Origin of the sequence: Pseudoalteromonas peptidolytica (assembly GCF_012641745.1) — a bacterium.
GTDB classification, from domain to species: domain Bacteria; phylum Pseudomonadota; class Gammaproteobacteria; order Enterobacterales; family Alteromonadaceae; genus Pseudoalteromonas; species Pseudoalteromonas peptidolytica.
In genome coordinates this window covers 1-23865 of record NZ_WEHZ01000048.1, presented here as the reverse complement: position 1 = coordinate 23865, position 23865 = coordinate 1, and the positions used below count along the sequence as shown (strand labels likewise).

Annotated in this window: 22 protein-coding genes and 1 pseudogene; 14 read left to right on the top strand and 9 right to left on the bottom strand. The window is 40.1% G+C overall.

The window, feature by feature from the left end; all coding sequences use genetic code 11:
• Window positions 1-261 precede the first annotated feature (261 nt).
• The 3 genes from F9Y84_RS20620 to F9Y84_RS20610 all read right to left on the bottom strand — a co-directional run bounded on the left by F9Y84_RS20620 (window position 262) and on the right by F9Y84_RS20610 (window position 2738).
• The gene (locus tag F9Y84_RS20620; protein WP_147391380.1) at window positions 262-870 is read right to left on the bottom strand and encodes a glutathione S-transferase family protein; all 609 of its coding nucleotides are present in this window, start codon (window positions 868-870) and stop codon (window positions 262-264) included.
• A 97-nt stretch (window positions 871-967) separates the two neighbouring features.
• Complete coding sequence (locus F9Y84_RS20615) at window positions 968-2029, bottom strand: NADP-dependent oxidoreductase (RefSeq protein ID WP_147391379.1); 1062 nt, start codon at window positions 2027-2029, stop codon at window positions 968-970.
• A 22-nt stretch (window positions 2030-2051) separates the two neighbouring features.
• Window positions 2052-2738, bottom strand: coding sequence for a type 1 glutamine amidotransferase domain-containing protein (locus F9Y84_RS20610; RefSeq protein WP_147391378.1), 687 nt, complete (start codon window positions 2736-2738; stop codon window positions 2052-2054).
• A 153-nt stretch (window positions 2739-2891) separates the two neighbouring features.
• Here F9Y84_RS20610 and F9Y84_RS20605 point away from each other — a divergent pair, with 153 nt between their 5' ends.
• The 12 genes and pseudogenes from F9Y84_RS20605 (at window position 2892) to F9Y84_RS22600 (ending at window position 11426) form a co-directional block, all read left to right on the top strand.
• Window positions 2892-3797, top strand: coding sequence for a LysR family transcriptional regulator (locus F9Y84_RS20605; protein WP_147391377.1), 906 nt, complete (start codon window positions 2892-2894; stop codon window positions 3795-3797).
• A gap of 109 nt (window positions 3798-3906) precedes the next feature.
• A complete protein-coding gene (locus F9Y84_RS20600) occupies window positions 3907-4215 on the top strand; it encodes a hypothetical protein (RefSeq protein ID WP_128732680.1) in 309 nt (102 codons plus the stop codon).
• 179 nt (window positions 4216-4394) lie between these two features.
• Complete coding sequence (locus F9Y84_RS20595; protein ID WP_225740758.1) at window positions 4395-5171, top strand: ion transporter; 777 nt, start codon at window positions 4395-4397, stop codon at window positions 5169-5171.
• 506 nt (window positions 5172-5677) lie between these two features.
• Entirely contained in the window at window positions 5678-6454 is a 777-nt protein-coding gene (locus F9Y84_RS20590) for a hypothetical protein (protein WP_147391489.1), read from the top strand.
• A gap of 271 nt (window positions 6455-6725) precedes the next feature.
• Entirely contained in the window at window positions 6726-7040 is a 315-nt protein-coding gene (locus tag F9Y84_RS20585; protein ID WP_125250407.1) for a DUF6172 family protein, read from the top strand.
• 596 nt (window positions 7041-7636) lie between these two features.
• The gene (locus F9Y84_RS20580) at window positions 7637-8140 is read left to right on the top strand and encodes an RNA methyltransferase (RefSeq protein WP_125250408.1); all 504 of its coding nucleotides are present in this window, start codon (window positions 7637-7639) and stop codon (window positions 8138-8140) included.
• Window positions 8141-8285: 145 nt separating this feature from the next.
• Window positions 8286-8582, top strand: a complete 297-nt coding sequence (locus F9Y84_RS20575) for a serine hydrolase (RefSeq protein ID WP_147391497.1) — start codon at window positions 8286-8288, stop codon at window positions 8580-8582.
• A gap of 249 nt (window positions 8583-8831) precedes the next feature.
• Window positions 8832-9119 (top strand): annotated as a pseudogene (locus F9Y84_RS20570) (serine hydrolase); the annotation flags it as partial.
• A gap of 11 nt (window positions 9120-9130) precedes the next feature.
• The gene (locus tag F9Y84_RS20565; RefSeq protein WP_147391383.1) at window positions 9131-9343 is read left to right on the top strand and encodes a hypothetical protein; all 213 of its coding nucleotides are present in this window, start codon (window positions 9131-9133) and stop codon (window positions 9341-9343) included.
• Window positions 9334-9828 (top strand): hypothetical protein, encoded by a 495-nt coding sequence (locus tag F9Y84_RS20560; protein ID WP_147391384.1) that lies wholly within the window; start codon window positions 9334-9336, stop codon window positions 9826-9828. The genes F9Y84_RS20565 and F9Y84_RS20560 overlap by 10 nt, the downstream gene beginning before the upstream one ends.
• 419 nt (window positions 9829-10247) lie before the next feature.
• Window positions 10248-10583 (top strand): DUF3703 domain-containing protein, encoded by a 336-nt coding sequence (locus tag F9Y84_RS20555; protein ID WP_125250410.1) that lies wholly within the window; start codon window positions 10248-10250, stop codon window positions 10581-10583.
• A gap of 90 nt (window positions 10584-10673) precedes the next feature.
• Window positions 10674-11426 (top strand): AraC family transcriptional regulator, encoded by a 753-nt coding sequence (locus F9Y84_RS22600; protein WP_208723431.1) that lies wholly within the window; start codon window positions 10674-10676, stop codon window positions 11424-11426.
• A gap of 58 nt (window positions 11427-11484) precedes the next feature.
• Here the strand turns inward: F9Y84_RS22600 and F9Y84_RS20545 are convergent, their stop codons facing one another.
• Together F9Y84_RS20545 and F9Y84_RS20540 are read right to left on the bottom strand one after the other, a co-directional pair.
• Window positions 11485-12492 carry a fatty acid desaturase gene (locus F9Y84_RS20545; protein WP_147391385.1) on the bottom strand — a complete coding sequence of 336 codons (1008 nt, stop codon included), beginning with the start codon at window positions 12490-12492 and terminating at the stop codon, window positions 11485-11487.
• Between the two features lie 115 nt (window positions 12493-12607).
• Window positions 12608-13045, bottom strand: coding sequence for an acyl-CoA thioesterase (locus F9Y84_RS20540; RefSeq protein ID WP_125250412.1), 438 nt, complete (start codon window positions 13043-13045; stop codon window positions 12608-12610).
• A 573-nt stretch (window positions 13046-13618) separates the two neighbouring features.
• Between F9Y84_RS20540 and F9Y84_RS20535 the strand changes: the two genes are divergently transcribed.
• Window positions 13619-13933: a hypothetical protein gene (locus F9Y84_RS20535; protein ID WP_147391386.1), complete on the top strand. Its 315-nt coding sequence runs from the start codon at window positions 13619-13621 to the stop codon at window positions 13931-13933.
• Window positions 13934-14718: 785 nt separating this feature from the next.
• On the opposite strand, the gene F9Y84_RS20530 is transcribed toward F9Y84_RS20535, so the two are convergent.
• The 4 genes from F9Y84_RS20530 to F9Y84_RS20515 form a co-directional block, all read right to left on the bottom strand.
• Window positions 14719-15171, bottom strand: a complete 453-nt coding sequence (locus F9Y84_RS20530; RefSeq protein WP_147391192.1) for an NUDIX hydrolase — start codon at window positions 15169-15171, stop codon at window positions 14719-14721.
• Between the two features lie 760 nt (window positions 15172-15931).
• The gene (locus F9Y84_RS20525; protein WP_147391193.1) at window positions 15932-16924 is read right to left on the bottom strand and encodes a hypothetical protein; all 993 of its coding nucleotides are present in this window, start codon (window positions 16922-16924) and stop codon (window positions 15932-15934) included.
• Between the two features lie 90 nt (window positions 16925-17014).
• Window positions 17015-18964, bottom strand: coding sequence for a hypothetical protein (locus tag F9Y84_RS20520; RefSeq protein ID WP_147391194.1), 1950 nt, complete (start codon window positions 18962-18964; stop codon window positions 17015-17017).
• Window positions 18961-22467, bottom strand: a complete 3507-nt coding sequence (locus F9Y84_RS20515) for a hypothetical protein (RefSeq protein WP_147391195.1) — start codon at window positions 22465-22467, stop codon at window positions 18961-18963. Before F9Y84_RS20515 ends, F9Y84_RS20520 begins: the two co-directional genes overlap by 4 nt.
• Window positions 22468-22647: 180 nt before the next feature.
• Here F9Y84_RS20515 and F9Y84_RS20510 point away from each other — a divergent pair, with 180 nt between their 5' ends.
• Window positions 22648-23487: a BrxR family helix-turn-helix transcriptional regulator gene (locus tag F9Y84_RS20510; RefSeq protein WP_147391196.1), complete on the top strand. Its 840-nt coding sequence runs from the start codon at window positions 22648-22650 to the stop codon at window positions 23485-23487.
• The last annotated feature ends 378 nt before the right edge of the window (window positions 23488-23865 follow it).

The following is a 23865-nucleotide window of genomic DNA, read 5'->3' as shown; positions in this document are numbered from 1 at the left end:
GGCATTAAATGCCAGACCGAGAAAGTGTTTAGGGTATAAACAGCCTGCTGTTGTATTCAATAAATTACGCAAAGTACGTAAAGCAGCTTAATTTAGCGAGTGGTGCACTTCGGAGTTGAATTCGCGACCACTTAATTAAGGCAATTGGTGATTTTTAAGCACGTTGTTGTGCATGCTAAAAATAGCCATCCCCTGTTTCATTTAAATGAAGAAAAGCTTACATTAAAATAACAACTAAGAAGATACCGTGGTATCTCACTTTTACCCTTGTTCCTGTGCTGCTTTATAAGCTGCTCGGTCATGGATCTTACTAAGATATGCTTTAATATTTTTTCGCGTGCTAATTAACCCTATATTATCTGCAATATCTAACATCACCGTCATCATAATGTCAGCCGCAGAAAACTCCTCACCTGCAAAAAACGCTTGCTCTGCCAAGGTGGCATCAATGTACGAGAAATCAACATCAATCTCTTTATTGATGTACGAGTCCATGGCTTGATCTCCTTGACGCTGTTCCATTTTCATCACTACTGATGCAATCACTGGTAACGCCAAAGATCCCTCAGCAAAGTGTGTCCACTCCAAGTACTTGTAGTATGCAGGAGTCCCATGCTCGGGTCTCATTTGATTAGACTCAGATTTATCTAAAATATATTCCATTATTGCGCCTGATTCACATAAAGTATGTTCGTTATCCACCAGTACAGGCGCTTTTCCGAGCGGGTGGATCGCTTTAAGACTATCCGGTGCAAGGTGCGTGTCGGGGTCGCGTTGGTGTCTGACAATGTCATACGTTAAACCCAGTTCGTTTAACAGCCAAATTACCCGCGTAGAGCGAGACGCGTTTAGGTGGTGTACAGTTAACATTTTGTTTTTCCTCATTTAAGCTTAGCTGTAGATAAGTAATTTCTGTGGATATACTTATTCGTATTTGATTAAGTTACGCCTTAAAACTAACTAAGCGTTATACCAGCTCATCAGGTCCTAAACGCACAACAAGTTTGCCAAAGTTTTTACCCTCAAGCAGGCCAATAAACGCTTCAACAGCATTCGCCATTCCGTCAATTAAGTGTTCTCTATACTTAATTTTTCCGTCTTGCAGCCACGGTAACATTGCTTTACTAAACTCATCAAAACGATGGCCGTAGTCATCAAAGACGATAAAACCTTGCATTTTTATCCGCTTAATTAGCAAAGTCGCCATCAACAAAGACAGGCGATCAGGCCCAGATGGCAAGTCTGTCGCGTTATATTGGGAAATAAGTCCACACAATGGGATCCGAGCGCTTGGATTTAAAAGCGGCAACACCGTATCGAACACCTTGCCACCCACATTTTCAAAATAGACGTCGATACCCGATGGGCAAGCCTGAGCTAACTGCTCAGCGAGATCATCGCTACGATGATCAAGGCATCTATCAAAACCAAGCTCGCTTTCTGCATAGCGACATTTTTCTTCGCCACCAGCAATACCAATGACTTTGCAACCCTGTAGTTTGGCAATTTGTCCAACAAGACTCCCCACAGCGCCTGTTGCTGCTGCAACGACAACCGTTTCGCCTGCTTTAGGTTGACCTATATCCAGCAATCCCATGTAAGCTGTCAGCCCCGGCATTCCTAAAACGCCCAAGCTGTATGATGGGTTGGGTAAATTGCTATCTAACTTAAGTAAGCCAGTGCCATCCGAAACGCTATAGTCTTGCCATCCACTCATCGCGAGTACCCAGTCACCTTGGGTAAATTTAGGGTTATTTGATTTTTCAACTCGGCATACCGTACCACCCACCATCACTTCGCCAATAGCTACCGGATCAGCATAGGATTTTGCGTCGCTCATACGGCCACGCATATAAGGATCTAAAGACAAAAAGACGGTACGAAGAAGCACCTCACCCTCTTTTAGCGTTGGGATCTGCGCTTCTTCATAATTGAAATTTTCTTGCGTTGGTGCACCATGCGGGCGTGACGCCAATGTGATGCGGCGATTCGATTGTGCGTTTTGAGCTCGATTTAGTGAATTGCTCATAATTGGCTCCTTTTACTAAATATTAGAGGTTTAGGTACGTCAGCATTTTCTCGGCGACAAGTTCAGAGCTCGCTGGATTTTGTCCTGTAAACAGTAAACCATCTCTCACCGCAAAGGTGTTCCAATCATCGACTTTTTGAAAATCAGCACCGCGCTTTACCAGTTCATCTTCTAATAAAAATGGCACCACTTCTGTCAGACCTACCGCAGCTTCCTCACTATTGGTAAAGCCCGCTACTGCTTTACCTTTGACTAAATAATCGCCTGACTCCGTCATAACATCCATCAAGACTGCTGAAGCATGACATACCGCGCCGACTGGTTTTTTAGCTGCTAAAAAAGCGTTAATTAACTGAATTGAATTATTATTGGTTGCAAGGTCCCACAGCGGTCCGTGACCACCGGGATAAAATACGGCATCAAACTGTGCAGCATCCATGTGTGAAAGCACTTGAGTGTTTGCTATCTGCGCTTGCGCCTCTTTGTCATCGAAATAACGTTTAGTACTCTCAGTTTGAAAATCAGCCTCTTGGCTTTTTGGGTCGATTGGTGGCTGACCACCTTTAGGTGAAGCAATCGTCACCTCAAGTCCTGCATCAATAAAAGCATAATAAGGCGCAGCAAACTCTTCTATCCAAAATCCCGTTTTCTCACCTGTCTCACCTAACTCTGCATGTGAAGTAAGTACCATCAATATTTTCTTTGTCATTACTTTTGCCCTCAAGTTGGATTTGCTACCACCATCTGGTAACGCTAAAGAATAGGATATGAGCTAAAACCCAATCTAACAATGCAGACAAAAGCTAACTCTTTGTTCAAACAATTGATACAATCTAGTTTATCAAGGCGAGTTGGAGCGAATATGAACGTCTCTTTTGAGCAGCTAAAAAGTATGGTGGTATTTGCACAAGTTATTGAACAAGGAACATTAAGCGGTGCAGCAAAACAGCTTAACTTATCCCGTGCTGTGGTAAGTTACCATGTCAAAAAGCTAGAAACACAATTGGGTATAAAGCTACTTAACCGCTCCACGCGCACCATTTCTTTGACTGAAGCTGGCAGCGAATATTATCAACGCTGCCGTGTTATTGCCGAACAAGCGTTTGCCGCAAACCAACAAATAGAAAATTTAAAGAAAGAGCCAATTGGCCTAATCAAACTCACGTATCCGGTTAACGTCGGCCTGCAAACCATCGTGCCTGCGCTGAACGAATTTAGTGCTAGGTACCCAAAAATTCAGCTCGATATTATGCTCACAGATGAAGTCGTGAATATCATCAAAGAAGGGATTGACCTAGCTATTCGTGGCGCACCACTTCCTGACTCAGGACTGCAAGCCAGTAAGCTCTCAATACTAAAAACTTGTTTATGCGCGTCGCCGGAGTATTTGCGCAAATATGGCACACCAAAACACCCCACCGACCTTTATCAACATCGCTGGGTGATCTACAAACTCACTTCAGGTACCCTCACGTTAAGTAAAGGCAATCGCGCATACAGTATTACGATGAAAGGAGACATCAGCACAAATAATGCCGCTGCTCGCACGGCTTTTGTAGAGGGGGGACATGGTATTGGTCGTATTCCTATTTACGATGCCCGCCCCAAAATTGATGCAGGCACACTCGTTACTATTATGGATGACTATGCGTTACCTGACATTCATGTTTACGGCGTGTTCCCCGAAGGCAATACTAACTCTAAAAAAGTGCGATTACTGCTGGATTTTCTAAAAGGATATTTTCAGCGTCAATTGGTAAATACCTAGTACCACCAGCATAGCAAATGCGTTATCGCATCAGTATCTGTGCTGTTGTAATTCAAAGTGGTTAGTTATAATGGCGCGCTGGGCTAAAACACTATATCAGGACTCCATTATGAAAAAGCTCTCAAAAGTACAAGAAAAACAGCAAGCCTTGGTACTCACCATTGCAGACAAGCTTGAAGAACAAGCTCTAGCTGAAATTCCCGGCATGGTGCAATGCTGGTTTGATGTCGAATATCACTTGTTCCCCGGCTCATTAATACTCTTTTTCCAATTTGAGAATGAAAAAACATTGGAAGCTGCAAAACCAGATCTCCTAAAATGGCAAAAACGTTTAAGCGCCGCCATGCTGAAAAAAGGGGTGATTTTAAAAGATATGCGTAAGCACCTCACCTATACCCTACTCGGGCCGGAGGATTAGTTGATAAAACCAAGATTTCAATCACTCCCCAAACAAGTAACTTAGTCTACTGCCACGGCTTTTAGAGCAGTTGTATCGTGTTTTGGTTATTTTAATCTTGAAAAACCATGTTTTGCCCTACATTATGGCGTACCTATTTAGTTATTCGTTTTACACACATGACACCTTCAAACAATGTAATGTCAAAACTGACTGCGCTCGTAGAAGCAAAACCGTTTCAGAACTTTCTTATTGCGGTAATTTTGTTTAATGCTGTGACATTGGGACTTGAAACCACCCAGTTTGGCAAAGACAATGCGGCGCTACTGCATAAAATTGACCTAGTCATATTGTTGATTTTTACCCTTGAGCTGGCGCTAAAACTGATTGTTTATCGCGTAAAGTTTTTCAAGTCTGGGTGGAATATCTTTGACTTTGTGATTGTCGCTATTTCATGGGCTCCCTCAACCGGTGCTTTGTCGGTGCTGCGTGCATTCAGAATTTTACGGGTTTTAAGACTTTTCTCTGTCGTCCCTCAGATGCGCAGAGTTATTGGTGCGCTAGGACACTCACTACCGGGTATGGCTTCGGTCATTGGTGTACTTGGTATTGTATTTTATGTGTCTGCGGTTCTCACCACAAAATTATTTGGCCAGCATCCAGATCCTAATATGCAGGAATGGTTTGGTTCTATTGGCGCGTCCGCTTACACGCTCTTTCAGGTAATGACACTAGAGAGTTGGTCAATGGGAATTGTTCGCCCGACTATGGAGTTATTCCCACAATCTTGGTTGTTCTTTGTGCCGTTTATTATTATCACCAGCTTTGCCGTGCTCAACCTCTTTATTGGTATTATTGTCGATGCAATGCAGGTAATGCACGAGGAAGAAGGCAAGCCAGAGCAAGTATTAGCAACCAGAGAAGATGTTTTGCGGGTTGAAGAAAAACTCGACCAGCTCCTAAAGCACAAAGAATAGGTAACATTCTAACAACACGATACTAAAAACTTAGTGAAGTGCTCTATTTTGAGTTGAGAAGACGTGTCGCAGCGCGTCTTCTTCTCCTTTCCTAGCTAGCGATTTCAAAAATAGCCTTTTGTGCGCGTACTCTAGCAAAAGCATTTTTTCTTTAAGCAGTTCACTGAGTAGTTATACCAGTTATCTTAATTAATTGGTCTATTTTGAGGTGTTAAAACCTTGTCGATAACACCACTTCCGCGCCCTGCTCACGCCGAGGTACCTACGTCCTGTAGGCAAGGCAAAAATTTTGCTATTTAATTGTTCTAAAAAGTTAATTTTTAACGCTGTTAGCGTCAGGTATACTCCTTCAAATTGAGCAAGTATTAAGGTTGATTGGTATTATATCCTGTGACCCCCTCAATACCGCCAGTGACGGCACCTTATCTCTCAAATTGGTTGGAGAATCAATCCAATTAGTTTAAGCTGCAAAATGCTAGATAAACCCCAAAAGAGAGGAATAGACGTTGGATAAAAGAATTGAGCCTGAGCTGCCAAGTATTACACCCGATTTAGATCAGGTTGAGGCGTTTAAAGACTCTCTCAATCAAACAAATAACAAGTTACCCGCATCAGCTGCTAACCCCTCAGAATCAAAATCAGTAACAAACCAAAAAACAGGTATCATCGGCTGGATAAGTATCGCTGCTATTGTTGCCTTGGCAGTAGCAGTGTTTGGGCTGTACAAGCAACTATCAGAAGCGCAAGCTCAATTACTAGCTTCAACAACGCGTATTGCCCAGTTGGAGCATACTCTTTCAGCGACTGATGAAGAGATGGATCTGTCGGCAGGTGCGATGCAAGCCAAGCTTGCCACACTCACAGAACGCACCGATGAGCTATGGTCACAAATGGATAAACTATGGGGCTCTGCTTGGCGTCGTAATCAATCGGAAATCAAACAGCTCAAATCACAGCTTGATAGTGCGACTAAGAGCCAATCTGGTATCAATTTAAAAGTGAATACGCTATCACAAAGCCAGACAGAAATGGGACTTAAGCTATCGCTATTAGAGGAGCAGCAACAGTCAGCAGAAAACCTGAAAAGTCAAATTACCGCTTTAAAAAGTACCGTAGACAAATTAAACACCCAATCACAGAGCCGAGATACTAAACAGATAGAAATCGGTAGCAGCCTTGCGCAGCTTGAAATGACTCAAGCCGCAATTTCAGAAAAGCTAGAGCAATTATCATTAAGATTAACGTCAACAAACTCAAATCGAACTCAACAAAAAACAGATTAATCTGTAACGATAGCGATGATACAAACTCTGTTAGTTGTCTGCGCACCAGCACAGTCAACTAACACTAACTTTCTCGATACAGTAAAGTCCGTAACGGCTTAAAATCTTTTGAGTGCACATAAAGTTCCTCGCCAGTTCGTAAAATATATCGTAAAATACTCTATTACATTTCTGTATTGATTTAAGCGTAGGCTTTACGCTCAAATCAATACAAATTACCTACTCAGGCATACTGTTTTGCCGATTGAGTATTTTTTGCTTGAAGGCAATTATGAAAAAAACATTTGAACTAATTCACCCTAAAATCAAACTTGAAAGACGCGTTGACGCGGTAAAGCATGAGCTAAAAAAATACCTAAAGCGCGAACGCAATAAAACATTGCCTAGCGGTGCTGATTATTGGGATTTTGACTGTAAGTTTGGTAACACTGAAGCCGAAGCTGAACCTGTCCATGTATCACAACTAAACAAATTAATAGATAAAACACAAACAGAGAATTTGACCTCTTTTTATGTTGAGATCCTAGCAAAGCCATGCGTCAGAAAGTCAAACGAACTATCTGACGATGAATTAGAAGACGAGTAATTCGAGTCACAACCGACCTGCAAAGCCACTTTTTGTGGGTCGAGCTTTAACTCAACAGCCATAATATCCTCTCCCCCTCCTCTAGCCATGTTGGCTTACCTTGATTTAATACCAATTTTCTTAATTAAGTGGTCTATTTTGAGGCAAGAAAATCTTGTCGATAACACCACTTCCGCGTCCTGCTCACGCCGAGGTACCTACGTCCTGTAGGCAAGGCAAAAATTTTGCTATTTAGTTGTTCTAAATAAAAAATTTTTAATGCTGTTAGCGTCAGATTTACTCCTTCAAATTGAGCAAGTATTAAGTCAAAGTGGTATTACAATACACTGACACAGCGCTAATTAACCTGAAATCGATGTTAGAAGTGAGTTATACCAAGCGCCATTAGCAGCCGTCGAAGTTGAAAAGATACTGGAGGCTATGTCCATTGGGGCTAGAACGGATAAACCCGCTCATAAAAAGGCCGAATATGTGGCAGCTACGAGCTTTGAAACTCTATCTTATAATCGCAAAGAGTCCAAATACGGTAATACATGATACAATCACCATTAGCGTTTTATGGTGGTAACACTGCCTTTTAGTGAGAATAGAAAAGTATGAGCAAATCGTTTGCAGCAATTGGATTAGTCAACCCTAAATCACCTACCAATGTCGGGGGAGTATTGCGAGCTGCGGGCTGTTATGAAGCTCAGGCTGTCTATTTCAATGGCAATCGTTATGCAAAAGCAGCCAAGTACCACACTGATACTAAAAATATTGCCAATAACATTACCGTCAAACATGTTGATGACTTTATTTCGTTAAAAGCCCCCAGTCGTGCACTCGTATGTGTAGAATTGGTTGAAGGCGCCACCCCCCTACCTCAGTTTGTTCACCCTAGTGATGCGCTATACATTTTTGGCCCAGAGGATGGCAGCCTACCACAAGAACTTGTTGATGCAGCAGACGCCGTAGTGTACGTACCAACCACCGGTTGCATGAACTTAGCCGCCACCGTCAACGTGCTGTTATATGACCGCATGGCAAAGCGCTCAGTAGAATTTAATGCCGAGCAGATCCTCACCAGTAGAGACACAAATAATCGCCTGATTGTAACTTAACTTTTACTCAGAGCGGCTCACATCGAATAGGCCGCTCTTTGTCGTCTTCGTCACCCACACAGCCACCCACTCTAAATACCTCCCCTAATTACAACTACAGAAAAACGTATATATTTCAAAAACAATAATAAATTAAGGAAGAATAATGAAATATCAGCTCTCAATTTTAGCAATGTTGGCGGCTTGGCTTTTGCCACACCAAAGCCAAGCCAATAGCCATAAAATTGAACATATCGCCTCTAACCTCTACCCGCATGTTCGCATCACCACAGAGCAATACCAACCTCATAGCATAATGACCTCAATGACTAAACATAAGCTACCAGGCTTAAGTGTTGCGGTGATCAAAAATGGCCAGGTTGTATGGGTAAAGGGATACGGTATTGCTAACAAAGAAACCAATACTCCCGTTACAACCGAAACTTTATACCAATTTGCTTAATTAAGTGGTCTATTTTGAGGCGAGAAAATCTTGTCGATAACTAGGCAAAAATTTTGCTATTTAGTTGTTCTAAATGAGAAATTTTTAACGCTATTAGCGTCAGATTTATTCCTTCAAATTGAGCAAGTATTAAGTCAAATTGGTATTATTCCAGGCAGCCTCAATCAGCAAACCTATTGCTGCGCTTGCGATATTGCATTTGGCACAATGAGGTAAAGTTGATTTAGATACAGACGTAAACACGTACCTAAGGTCATGGAAGTTCCAAAAAGCGAATTTGGCATCATTACGCTGCGTCACCTATTAAGTCATACACCTGGCCTGACTACTGCTTCATTTCGAGGTTATGCTCGTGGGGAGGTACTTCCGACGGATGTTGATATACTCAATGGTAAAGGCAATAGCACTGCTGTGACGGCCACTTTACCTGCTGGGCAACAATTTCAATACTCTGGTGGCGGCTACATGGTTTTGGAAGTGTTATTGCAAGATGTGACGGGTAAATCATTTGCTGAATATGTAGATAAGACCGTGTGACTTCTTTGGGTATGACACAAAGTACATTTGCTCAACCGCTTCCCAAATCACGGTGGCATGAGGCCAGTGCAGCTTTTAATTTCGAGGGTAAGCAATACCAAGGCGATTGGTTTAATCAGCCAGAGCAAACCGCAGCAGGGCTTTGGACAACGCCAACTGATCTCGCTAAATATGTTATTGCCGTACAAAAAGCCAAACAAGGCACAACAAAGATATGGGATTAGGCCCTCAGCTTAGAAAAAGCAGACAGGGACTGATATTTGCACATTCAGGAAAAAGCTTTGGCTACAGCAACCGCTTTAACGCATACGCAGACAAAGCAGATGGCATGATAGTAATGACCAATGGCGATTCAGCACGTCCAGTGGTAGCAGAGTTACAAAACGCCATCAATGATCACTTCGCTTGGGATCTCTCTTCTCCTTTGCTTATTACGCCTTTTAATATGAGCGACACCCTACGTAATGATCTGATTGGTGAATATGTTTGGGAACATGACAATACATTTAAAATGCGCATCGTGCGAAAAGAAGACACATTTGAAATACACAATCTCGTAGAGGGAGGAAAGTTCAAATTCATTGCCGAAGCACAAGATAGTTTAGTGGCAATAAGTACCGGCGTAAAAGTCCAAGTTGAAACTGATGAAAGAGGTAAAGTTACCGCTATTATATGGGCACAAAGGCATCGCTTAATTAAGGCCGGATGACCTTTCAAGTTTGTTTTTGCAGCCGTTTGATTGGTACTTATACAAGGCATAGCCTGCGTAACATAGTTACTCTATGTGAATCAGGCGACAACGACTTTGTGCTCCTGCAAGTCACCTTACTTCACCCCCTTGTGGGGGGAATAAAAATCAAATATTAAAGGCCAACAAGCCCCAAACATATCTAATAAAATGCGTGGTTGAATTTGCTGTGAAACGCAATATTTAATCACTTACCTCTTGCTGTCGACAATGTGTAGATTGATGAATAAACCTAATTTGTGTGGCAAACAAGCACAAATATATAGCCAGTTTATTCAATTAACCTGAGCAGTTTGCGCGTAACATTAAGCTAAGCAAAAACACTGAAACTTACTGATAAAAAATCCACAGCAACCGGATAAGCGAAGAGGACACCTTCCATGAAGCCTGCATTAAAGTTAGCATTTCAAGCGGAAATGGCAGCAGCCAACAGGTACTATCAACACGCCCAGTATAGCGACTGCTTTTATCACTTAGAAAGAGCACATATTCTGGGGCAATCCTTTGTGATTGCGCACACCCAATCCCATTGGTGGATGCTTAAGCTTGGTTACAAAACAAAGAATAAAAAAGAAATATTAGGACAAATAGCCCGTATTATTGCTGCGATGTTATTTTCTAAAATCTGGATCCCCAAAGGGAATACTGGTGGCACCAATGTGAACCCATTCAAACCAATGGCAATCCCCGACGATTTAGCACAGCACCTGAAATAACCGCCGCGCAATAACGCCCTGAGGCAAGTTGTAAGGAGCCTCACTGCACATTACTATGGAACTCAAAATACAACCCAAGGGGCAAATGCTGTGATAGTACCTACAGTATGGGTAGACGTGGGCGTGGTGCTTATTTATGGCTCGCACATAGACGCGGATTATCACCAACATGTTGCGCTGCAAGTCATCTGGCCGCAACATGAACACACGTACGAGTTAAATGGCAACACGTTACATGGCTTGACCATTATTGCTTCAAAACAAAGCCACTGCCTGCAAATACAAAAAGGATGGATAGTGTTAGTTGAGCCCACCAGCCGGTTAGGAGAGCAGCTTACAACGTTATTAAAAGCGCAACCTTTTTTGCATGTTCATGAAAGTGCTGACAAAAGTATGCGTTCACCTAAAGATAGAGAGGAGGCTTACAACCGCCTATCTCCTCTTTTTCAATCTCTATCGATAGACAGCACCTCGCTTAGATTAAACCAAAGCCTCGTTACAGATAGACGAATTCAATGCTTACTCAACGAGTTAAACGCTTGCTTTGCCGCTGAGTGTATCAAACCAAAGCACTGGCGCGCAGCTGACGTCGCACAGACACTCCACCTCTGTGAAAGCCGATTTCTTCACCTTTTTAAAGCTCAAATTGGGATAGCTTGGCGTCCATTTCTTTTATGGCGCAGACTAAACTGCGCACTACAAGCTTTAATAAAAGGATGCTCAGCAACTGACGCGGCATACATCGCTGGGTTTTCTGATGGCGCACACCTAAGCCGCACATTCCGTGCGACATTTGGCATGAGTATTGTCCAAGCAAAAGCGAACTGGGTAACCAAAGATTAACGGCCTCCCGCCCCTTGTAAGCGCTCACTACCATAAAACATATAGTAATAGCAGCTGTCTAACTTTTAGCGGCAGGCTTTTCAATAGGGTAATGATTTGCATGCCTTAAGCTCTGTAAATCATTAAAACGCACGCCATGCAGCGCCATAATCGGGCGGATTTTTTTACTGATTAACTGTCTAATATAAAATGGTTGATTAGGCACAAAGTGATGAATTGTGTGCGTGCGACCAAAGTCAAAGCAAAACAACTGAAACGGTAAAAACCAGCGACTGGTGATCACATGAGTCTGCTCCAGTATGTTACTCACGCCACCGTAATAATGCATGGAAGATGTTACGAAGTTTAAAGACGCTGAACGGATAACATTAGGTATAATTAGCACCACCATGAAAAACTCAGCAACCGCAAGTAGCTCAGCTCCCCACTTGGGCAATGCAAATGGCTGTACCCATTGCACAGTGTAATAGACAATCACACCATACAAGGTCACAAAATAAGCCGTGGCAAACGGAAAGCCAGCATTAAATACCTGTAAAAATTTAAAATCATTGATTTCTCGACTAAACCGTTTGGCATTAATTAACAAACCAAGTAATCCATCGCTGACCACCACAGCTCGTAGCCAAGGAGACCGAATGCCATTACCTACCAAGCGCTCTTCTAGGTCTTGCTCTGTGCCGGATACTTTATGATGATGTAAATGAATGCGTCTTCGATACCATGGATTGACAGTATTTGGCCGCATCATCCACACTGCCAGCATCATAAAATGATAAATCAGCGGACGGTTACTAAAATACTGCCTATGGATCAAATCGTGTTCAAGCTCATGAGAAATTGAAGTTATGAAGGCCGCCAACAGAACACATAGCCATGCAGGAATAATGGCAAAATAGTAGAGCAGCGCTACGCCAATCAGTGCACTTAACGACACCAGTAGAATCATCATAGCAATGCTATTTTGCTGATTTAAAATTGGGTAACGTACTCGAAGCGTTTGTTCTTCAGCCTTGATAGCTGTGACTATCGCGTTAATATTCTGCTTGGAGGTTAATGTTGCCATTGGCTGCTGTATTTACTTTTTGATATCAGAATCATAGCGTATTCTTGTAGTGGCGGCTATCCGCCACTACCGCTTTCAAAACAGTAATACCAAACAACCACTAAACGCTATGCGGCTATTGATTATCGTCCATCTCGTATTGCTTCAATATAGCCAGCATATTCTCTGGAATTGGCGACTTTTGGCCTGTTTTCATATTAAACATCACCACATTGGCATACCCAGTGGTACAGATTGCCTGTTGCGATTCACTAAACGCCTCATAACGCATAGTGAAACGATCTTCTTTGATATCAGTAATATATGAACCAATGTGCAAAGTGTCGGGGAAAGTCACTGGGCGCTTGTATTGCGCGTACGTATCACGCAAAACCGGACTATGAGTCGGCTCTGATAAAATAGCAAGTAGCCCAGTTTGCTTTAAAAAGTCGATACGCGCAGTTTCAAAATAACGAAAGTAAGACACGTTATTCACATGCCCCAACGCATCCATCTCTCCCCACACTACATTGATTTTTGTTTTGATTGCGAACTTCTCGAAAAATTCCTGCATGATATTGCCCCTAATTATGATTATTTAACCTGAAGTTTGGATAAGGCATGCTCCAACTCATTGTTACTAAAACACAGCTTAGTTTTTCCTTGTCTAGCCAGAGGGTTTTAAAGAAAACGCCGCGCCTGCTCTCGCTCAGGTGCCTACATCTTGTAAGCAAGGCGACTTTACGCACCAATAGCTAGAGTTAGCGCTAAAACTGGCGGCTAGAAGGCATTAATTATCCGCAGCTCAGGCTATTTAGCCTGAGCGTAACAACTCATCGTACCAGCCACAAGAAATATGCGATAACTTTAGAAGTCGCCTCCACTGAAGCAACGAAGCCTTGGCACTGTCTCCTCAATGGACAATACCTGTAATTATTATACCATCAGTAAACTTTGAACTACCTCACCGCTACCCTCGCCGACTAAACCACAATCAAAAAATTGACACCCTTGAGATCACAAGCAGATAAAAATGCTTTTTTATTTACATTTCAGATAGTTATAAAAATTCATAGGGATATTTACAAGCTTGGTTCGAAACGTGCATTGAAATCAAAATTAAATTTAGCTTAAGAACATCACCAATATGAACAAAAGCACAAATACCGTTTATGTGCTGAGCGGCTACGCTAAATGCGCCATCACTCAGCAAGGAAAATACAAACCCGGCAACAAACATTCCATCGGCCTGCTAACCACAGATGAAAATTATGAAGATAACCTCAGCAAACTTGTGGCCTTTATTAAAGATTTAGGCTGGGAGTCCATTACATTTTGTATGGTCGAAACCGTTGACGACATCAGTACCCTACCCAACGACGTATTGGCTGCGAGCTTTCTTCGTGCTCAGCAAAATGGCCAATCATTAGTGGTAAACGATCTCCCTATTACCGTCCACTAGGGCGATAAGTGCACGCGAAGGAGCGGCTTTACGCCTCGAGCTTTTGATGCTTGCCATTTGCGGCTACAAACAACATGTAGCTGTGACTTTTTTAAATCCAATCTTCAACTTTACTTTTATATTGCCTTGCCGACCATAAGCAGCGAACCAAGCTATTTTACACCAAGCAGAAGTTTATCTGGTAGGAGCGGCTTTACGCCGCGAGCTTTTGATGCTTACCATTTGCGGCTACAAACAACATGTAGCTGTGACTTTTTTAAATCCACTCTTCAACTTTACTTTTATATTGCCTTGCCGACCATAAGCAGCGGACTAAGCTATTTTACACCAAGCAGAAGTTGATCTGGTAGGAGCGGCTTTACGCCGCGAGCTTTTGATGGTTGCCATTTGCGGCTACAAACAACATGTAGCTGTGACTTTTTTAAATCCGCTCTTCAATTTTACTTTTATATCGCCTTGCCGACCATAAGCAGCGAACCACGCTATTTTACACCAAGCAGAAGTTGAGCTGGTAGGAGCGGCTTTACGCCGCGAGCTTTTGATGGTTGCCATTTGCGGCTACAAACAACATGTAGCTGTGACTTTTTTAAATCCGCTCTTCAACTTTACTTTTATATCGTCTTGCCGACCACAAGCAGCGGACTACGCTATTTTACACCAAGCAGAAGTTGATCTAGTAGGAGCGGCTTCACGCCGCGAGCTTTTGATGCTTACCATTTGCGGCTACAAACAACATGTAGCTGTGACTTTTTTAAATCCAATCTTCAATTTTGCCGAACTGCTCATTAGCCAAGCTTTATACGAAAAAGCTCGTTAATAGGCTTATCTACAAAATATTCCCATACATGTTTGAACACTGCGTGCTGCGCTGGAAAAGGTGCGAGCTTCAAAGCTTCTTCTAAATTGCACCATTCAAAGTCGGTGTGTTCATCATTTAGAACCACTTTTTGATTGGCTGGACACTTGACTACAAATACAGGAATGACCTCAATAACGTTGGAATAGGATGCGTAAAACTGCTCTAAAAATTGGCCATTGTACAGGTCAGTTACTTCTATCTGAGTTTCTTCATAAAACTCTCGAACAATGGTTTGCCAAGGTAATTCGCCTTCTTCCATTGAGCCTGCAACATGACACCAGAAGCTACCTTTGGTGCGCTTCATCAATAGCATTTTTGTTTCGCCATTTATTTCCGACAATGCTACTCCGGAAACAATTGAATTATTTATTGGAATCATTTTTAAACCTTATAAATCGCGATAGCCGCAAACACCACACGGCGATACGAGAAAAGCAGACAATCTAACCTAAGCTTTTATGTCGCAGCAGCTAATCTGAGCGCTAAGTGCTGAGAACTATCCTCATAGTACCTTTTATAGATACTTACTTTCAACAACGTATTACAACACGCTGTCCACTTGGATTTGTTACGCAGCATTCAATTATTTACCATGGTTGCTATTTAAGGCTACGAACAATTTGTAGCTGCAACTTTATGTCGCGACTTGTTTTTGAATCCAGCTCTAAACTTTACCTCATGTCGCTTCGCCGGGAAGGCAAAAACAAAGAGGCATATTATTTGTCGTCATAAATGGCGACCTACACAAAGATTTAGTGTGAAGTCGCAGTTATTCGTCGCTATAAGGGATCGCGGCGTAAAGCCGCTCCCAGACACGAGCCTCCACCCAATCCATACCCACAAAAAAGCTGCCCCTTTTGCAAAGGGCAGCTTTTCAATATTAGCTAAGCCGCGCTAAAGCGCGACTTACAACCTCTGTGTCAGCACATTTAAAACTCAGACAAAGTATCTTTAAACCTCCCAAATCCGACATAAAATTTTCCAACATAATCTATTTAAAATTCAGACAATCAACCGAAAAAATAAGCTTTTTAATTTGTCTATATTTTTAATACATTGACTTTAAGACAATAACTTTTGTTAACAAGAAGCCACTACTACCTTTCAGCAGGCCATTTTAATGATTTGAACTCTCGACGCTACAAGCTCTGTTTATGTAAAAAAGTCTCCCTTTCTTCCTGATTAGTGAGCGGAAATTCAGCAAATTGCACTCTATCTGATAAAGTATAAAACTTGGGGCTTTTTAGCGAACTAGACACAAGCTTAGTGTTGATATTTTGAGTATCAATTTGCACTATTAGTGCTGAGTAATCAAAGTCCAATAGCTTGTCTAATACCTTGTGCTTTTTAGAGGGAAATGTGTTTTTGTATATAACATTGTACTTAGGCTTGAAATATCTAATAAGTGCAGCCTCAGCTAAACTCACTCTAAAACGCCTAGCTATTTTTGCCCCCATAATACTATTTAAATATTCAACATCCTCTTCAGGAGTAGAAGCTGGCTCCGCCCCACTAATCGACTGTGATGAAACAATATTTCTTCCATGTTCGAACCTAAACATTAAAAGGATAATTTCTTTATCAGGAAAGAAATGATTTGCATCAGCTAAAATTCTCTGTAATGTTTTATGCGTTGATAAACGGTCAATTGCGATACGCTTCCCTGTCCGGCCAAAAGCTTGCCCTACGTATAACACTTCAAGCTCGTCATTATCTTCAAAGTCTATTTCACAAAATTCGTTATGTAAAAAAGTATAACTAGTAAAAATTTCTGTTTTACCTGTAGAGTAGTAGATTTTGACATGGTTATCAGGATATCCAAGTTCTTCGAAGTGTAGTACCTCGCCATCAGACTCCTTAAAGTTGCGTATAAACCTGTATCGTTCGTACTCATCTCCATTTTGAATTAGAGCTGACCCATAGATCTTATTATTGACGATCTTAAATTTAGAAAAGTCGAAAGAAATGCGACTTCTAGCACATATCAAATATATATTACAGCCTTCCGCTAGCCCTCTTAGGTTATTCTGATAACCATCTTCTCCTTTTTGAACCATCATCATTGATGGTGATATTACATTTGCTCCACTTGAATATAGCTCCAAGCCACCTTCACCAAAAAACTTTCTCATAACGCCCTAAAACTGTCTATACATACAGTATACTTAAGGACTTAATTTAATGTTTCAAGTATTAATTGACATTTATTTTTAATTCGAAAATTAAAAATTACTGCCTTCAATACATTCTGAAAGTATTTTAAAAGGAAACGGTAAAACAGTTGCGATTTTATTCCTTACATAATAAGTAGCGGTCATCTCAACGCATCTTCGTTTGAAGTATTCAGGGCCATCTAGGAACCTAATATGATTAAATTGACCTCGACTAAACTTGAAGCCACCTTTTGGCATGCCAACAAAATATGCTGAATGCTCTGCGTCATAAAAATGCCCGGTTTGTGACTCCAAATACTCATTATGTCCGCCTTTAAGCGAATAATTTAGGAGCACACCTGTTTCCTCAAAATATTCATCAAATAACTGTTTCTCTGCATTTGAGCGGTATTTTATCTCTGCTTTTTTAAAGTCTTCTTTATAAAATTCTTTTTTATTTGGGGATTGTTCCAACATAATGGCTAAGCGTGTTTTTATAGGGTCTTCAGAATCATGATTTTTAGTTAGGAAACTATCGATATGCGCCCTTGTCATGCCTTCTACACTGCTTTTTTCTAGCTGATTTAAAATATCAAACAACACTTTTCCATCTGGTACTGCGGCAATACCTTCATGAATTATTGAACATACCTGAATATCGGCCTCATTCATGTCAATAACATAGCTGATATTCTCAAAGAAACGTTGTTTAAGAGGAAGTTCAATTCCAAGGTCATCAAAGTAATATTCATCTCCCGACTCATACACAAACTTACCGTCTTTGCACTTAAGAATATGGTATGTAATAGGATCGTTTTTATATCGCTGCTCTACTGATACAAACCAATAAGCATCATTAAATTCTTGGATCAAAAACTGGCCCTGTTTGCATTCTATCTTAATTGCTATTTCTTTTACCCAAGTATCTATTAGAACCTTTATAGCTTTAGTTTTTTGGGCAATCACAGTTTTGTTATACGTACTTTGAACAACCTTTTGAGGACCATAAAATGATTGTTTTTTATCTTCTAATCCAGCACTTTCATATTCTTCTTTACTATCCAATACGACAAGTGTCGGCGTTTTATCATTAAGTTCATGCTCAGAAATGAAGTTAACCTTTACAGGCCACTCTTCATTTTGAAGCTTCTTAAAGCCTTCTTGAGAAAGTGAAGCGTTAACAATGTTGATACCACCAGCGCTATTAACAACATCGTAGATTTTATTATATACAGCTTTAATTTCTGCATTGCCGTAATGCTGTCGCCAATCCGCATTAATTTGCTTTAAATTCACTTTAAGCGCCCCATCAAAGATCTTATTCATTAACTCAATGTAATGATGCAAAGCTCCTGTTCTAGATTTTCTAAGGGAAATTGGCTTTTGTCCCGATATATCTACAGCATTACTTGTAAACTTACCTTTTCCCGGACTATTGATCATAAGTGAGCCATTCTTATCCCGATTTAATATTCCTGTTGTCAGATCAAAAGAAAATTTAGGAGCTTGCTCTATAAAGGCTTGAGGTTTAAAAACCATTTCAATTGGACAAAAAACTGTCCCTTTAAGCTCAATAAACATTGAATCAAAGCGCAGACTTTCTTTAATATCAACGCTTACACATTTATAAACGGTTTCTTTTTTGAAAGTATCAGATTCTAAATAAAAATATGTCTCACCCAATCCTGAAAAAACCTGCTCTCCAGCTAACTTTCCTAATGCCCTAGTTAGCAAACGAGTTATCAATAGATCATCGCAATCTACGAAGTTTGATGACACAAAACCTAAATCAGGGAGTTTCTTTGGTGCTTCTATATCTTTATTTAAAAGTATCCAATATTTTCCACCATGCGAGATTAAACCAAGTGGCGATGTGTGTTTATCAATTTTAGATAGCCTTTTTCCCCAACTTAATTGCTGACTTTCTGCGCTAAAACTGACTTGGTAAAGATCGAATAATTTTGATAATTCAGCATGGTTAATGAACACATCGATTAATGTCGTAAGGCTTCTGCTCATTTACTAAGTCCTTTTAAAGTTTCAAGAAAGTTTAATAGTTGTTCCATTGGTGGGGTATTAGACTGTCCCGTATTGATATCGATTATACCGGGCACATCGATAACATCTGCTTCTAATAACTTAGCTGATTCAACAAGCAACTCTCCACCCTTGGAAAAATTTGAACCTTTTATTGTACTGCCGTCTTCATAAGACACGTTAATATACATCGCTTGTATTTTCTTGCCATTGAAACGGGCTGGTATTTCATTCTTTATATTTTCTAGTTTAGCTTTGCACTTTTCTAGCGTGTCGTCTCTTTGCAAGCATGACTTCTCAACATCCCAATGCTTCACATCAATCAGTAAAATTCTATTGCCTATTTCTAAAAAGCCATCAAACCACTCAATGGTGCCCTCTGGCATTTCTTCCACCTTGTAGCCAAATTCTTTTAATATGGCAAAAACTGTTTCTTCCCCTAATGCGCCCATGTAGATATCATACATAGCGGGTGCAATTAGGTACTCATGTTTTCCAAATGAGGTTGCGAACCTACTTTCATCAAAGTGTTCCTTAACGGCTTTATTCTGCATGAGAACATCCAACTTAGCAGATAAACCTGATACTATTTTCTGCCCCGCATAATCGTCAGAATTTATAAATACCTGCGTTACCCCGTTTTCGTCTTTATAGTCAATATGGTAACTATAACTTCCTAACACCTCTGACCGAATGTAGTATCTATTCGGCTCACCAATTGGCATTTCTGATGCTGTTGGAGCTTGAAGTACTAGACTTCTCAATCGATTATATTGACCAATTGCATCACTATTTTGGTGGCGATAAACACTCGTAATTAACCTTTGAATATGTGCGTGGTTTCGGCTCGCTTTAGCCGAATATGAATGGGTTAGTTTCTGTTTTGCTTCATATTTACAGTCAGATTTTATTTTGGAAATTAGAGAAGAGTACTCAACTGATAAATAAGCCAAGTCTCGGTTATCTGACGCCAATGTTTGAATGAAGTCAAATTCAGCATCAAACATGATGCTTATCTCTTTCTGCTTTAACTCAGTTCTACACATCCGGCCTAACGCCTGCTCAATATACCTAAATACGGCATATCTATAGTCGTCAGTATCCTTATAAAAACCGATCAAAGAACTTACTGACATTCCCTTGGCATTAGTCGCAATAAACTTATTCAAAATTGGCTTCACATCATTGGCAACAATAACCTCTTTTTCATGGAGCATTAGTGCATCGTGAATATTTTTCTTTATAGCAAGACTTCTATCTTCAGCTTGTTGATCTTCAAAAATAAAACTACCAATAAGACTCTTAGGTTGCTCAATATATATTGAATCGATATCTGTCTTATTTTGTAGTGGTGGCTCACCTTCTGGGCCAATATAAATAAAATCACTTATATTATTAACTTTATATGATGGTGAAAGCCCAGCCCCAGTAGCTTGATAGTTGGTTATTACTACAACTTTTTCTTCTGATTCCTCTAGCAATTGAAGAACAGAGTTAAACTTCTCATTTCTAAAAGAGGCAGCATTTATATTTTCAAAAATTCTGACTCCATATTTGCGACCCACAAATTCCATGAACTTAAAAAATTCATTACCTTTGTAGCTGTTGTTTAACATGCAAAAAAGATATCGATTAGAATGATGTTTTGAAAACCTTTTAATAGCCCCGATTAACTTATTAACCCTGTTTTTTGCAAACGAAATTGATTTTGGTGAAGCTTCAAGTAATTGGCATAATCTGTTTTCTAACATCAACTCATCAATATTGGTCCCCAAAAACTCTTTGTAAAGAAACTCAATCCCTCCTCGCAATTCGTTTTCAGAGATAGATAGCACGTTGATGTCAACCTTACACTCTTTATACCGGCGCTTTGATAAATACTCCCGTTGTATTCCTTGCTTTTGAAGCTCACTTAACTGCTTAAATTTGTCACCCAATACATTATCAAGGTAAGCTAAATCAAAGTTATGGATAGCTGAAGGGCTAGTGGCAGTTGCACTTATACCCAGTATTTGGGCTCCCTCCAATACCCAGTTTGCTAGTAATCCTGTCGGCGTCAATGCTAACTCAAAAGTTGCTGCTGTCGCGGTATTATCTAATTCACTAAACTTACTAACCTTAGCTATTTCGAACCCACTGTCATGATAGCTATATGACTTATAGTCTTTTTGTACACGAAAACTCAATCTAGCACTTAACAAGGAAATGACATCCTTGCTTAGTTCCGCTAGACCAAAATGGTTTAGCACTTTAACAATAAGGTCTTCGGTTGAGTGTGGCTTGCTGCCGTCAGTTTTACGCAAATTATTCGACAAGGTATTTGTGGCGCTGAGCATAGCATTACAAAAAGAACGAACAACTTGACTTGCATTGTTCACATAAGTGATTGAACTTTTTTCCCCTCCAGTTCCTATTTCATGTGATCCATTAAACTCGTCTATTTTAGAATTAAGCTCATCATGCTTAAAGTTAATCGTATGCAACGACATTCTGTCAGATAGCATTGTAAACACTCTATTCTGGTTTTCTATGCCTGCCTGAATGGTCACATCATTTATAAAGGGGCGAAGGTTTACATTCCATTTAGAATCAAACTCTTTTAGTTGCTCCCGGAACTTACTAAAGCTCTTATCTACACCTTCAAACTCATCATCGCCTTGAACCTTAAAACTTTGAAAACTCGAATAAAGCCTTCTAACGAGCGATATCACATCAAAATCTTTCCCGCCCTTTAATAGATGACTTAGGAATTCACCCTGTTGGCGATCGAATTCATCGATAATGATCAACGAATCTTTCAGAACATCACTAACTCTGTGATTCTTATTAAGTGCATGCCAAGGATATAATAGCTTTGCCGACGTCATAAAAATAACTTGGGTTGATTCTTCATCAATTCGACTTGCAGGGAATAGTTTTTCAAGTACCCCATTCACTGTGGACGTTTTAGAAAACTCCTTTTTATTTAACTTATCTTTGAATATTGATTGGATAGTTCTAAATAACTTACTGTAACGCTCACTTAATTCATCATTTAACTGGTGATGATTTAATGATTGAGCTGCTTGTGTCAGAATTTTAATACTATCCCTTAGCGTAATAATCTTGCGGTAATGTGCTCCTTCAACTTCACTAAGCAATACTTGCCAATCATCTTCATGAAGTAATTTAATTGAGCTCTCTTGAGAGGGAATATGAATGATGTTTTCAAGAAATTGTTTTTTTTGACTTGATGTAAGTCCATCATCGGAATTGACTCGGTGAATCAACGCCTCATAAGCTTCGGTAACATTAACTCTTAAGTTGGTTGTATAGATGATTTTCTTTCGAGAGTCACTGATTAAGTGCTCCAACTGAAGTTCTGTAGCTTGGTAGGTTTTCCCTAAGCCTGTTTGTGCATCTACCAGTGCAATGAAACCTTCCTCTACTTGCACAACTTCTGGCCCTGCTAAATCAATATATGCTTTATAAAGCTCGCTATTCATTCAAATTCTATCCTTATAAGTTGAAGCACAAAATAATACTTACTTTTATAATCTGCGCTTTGACTTAGAGTAAATCTCACCCAAATACAGAACATTTTTCACACGTTAAATTTAATGTATATTATTGCTACATGTAAATACTGTACACATATATGTGTAGCATTTTCGAGCAGGTTAAAAATGAACTTTGATGAACTGAAATGGGACCAAATTCTAAGGTTTAGACTGATAGAAATTGTAGTTTTATGGGAGGGTAGATTAACAACAAACCACCTCTGTGACGCATTTAGAATAGGAAGACAACAAGCGTCACGTGATATTTCAAAGTACAAATCTTTTTTTGAACATGAGCAAATAGTTTTAGATCAAAAAATAAAGGGCTACAAACCTTCGCCTGATTTTACACCTTTATTTATTAAAGGAGCTCCTGGCGAATACCTTTCTTTTTTGCATCAACAACAAAGCATGGATAACTGTTTTGAGTTTTTTAATTGGGGGAATGCTGAATGCGAAATACTCAACGTGCCAGACAGAGCTGTATCGCCCAATATCGTCAGAAAATTAATTATTGCAGCTAGAGAATGTCGTCGCGTGGATGTTGATTATGTATCACTATCATCGCCATACATTAAAGGCCGTATCATAACTCCCCACACAATAATTTATGATGGCGTTAGGTGGCATGTTAGAGCATACGACGAAGAAACAACTGACTATATCGATTTAGTCCTTAGTAGGTTTAGAAACGAACCTGATTTGATGGATTTATCGTCACATACCAGAGCAGCTGATACGAAATGGAACAACTTCAAAGATATCACTTTAATTCCCAACCCTTATCTTTCAGAGGCTCAACAGGAAATCATAGCGACCGACTACAATATGAGTAACAACAAGCTAGTACTTAATATAAGGCAACCTCTTATTATGTACTACAAGCAACGTTTTCATGTATGTGAAGACACCAAGCTACTTAAAAAACACCCTGCACAGTATCATTTAACCATCGAAGGTTCATAACACTATAGTCACTGGATTTTTCGACGCATAGCGTCGGCATACCTCATTTCTTCGAAATGAGAAGAAAACCAGAATTATTCATTTGATGCTTTAGGAAGTAGGAATATCGGTAATGAATGATTTAATTTGGTCTCAATTATATAAAGAGCACCTCTTTTAAAAAATTTACAGTAAAAAAAGTAAATTCTTTGATATTCAGAAGATAAGACCAAACTTAAAATCAAGGCAGATGTTTATACTGGTCTTTTAGCTGAATTAGTTCAGACAAGATCTGACATTTCGATTTGAAAAATTGAGAGTTACCCGTTTTGATAAAGGTGTCGAATCTTTGTTCAAAACAACTAAGGAGTAACTCTCATGTTACATACTAACAATCCA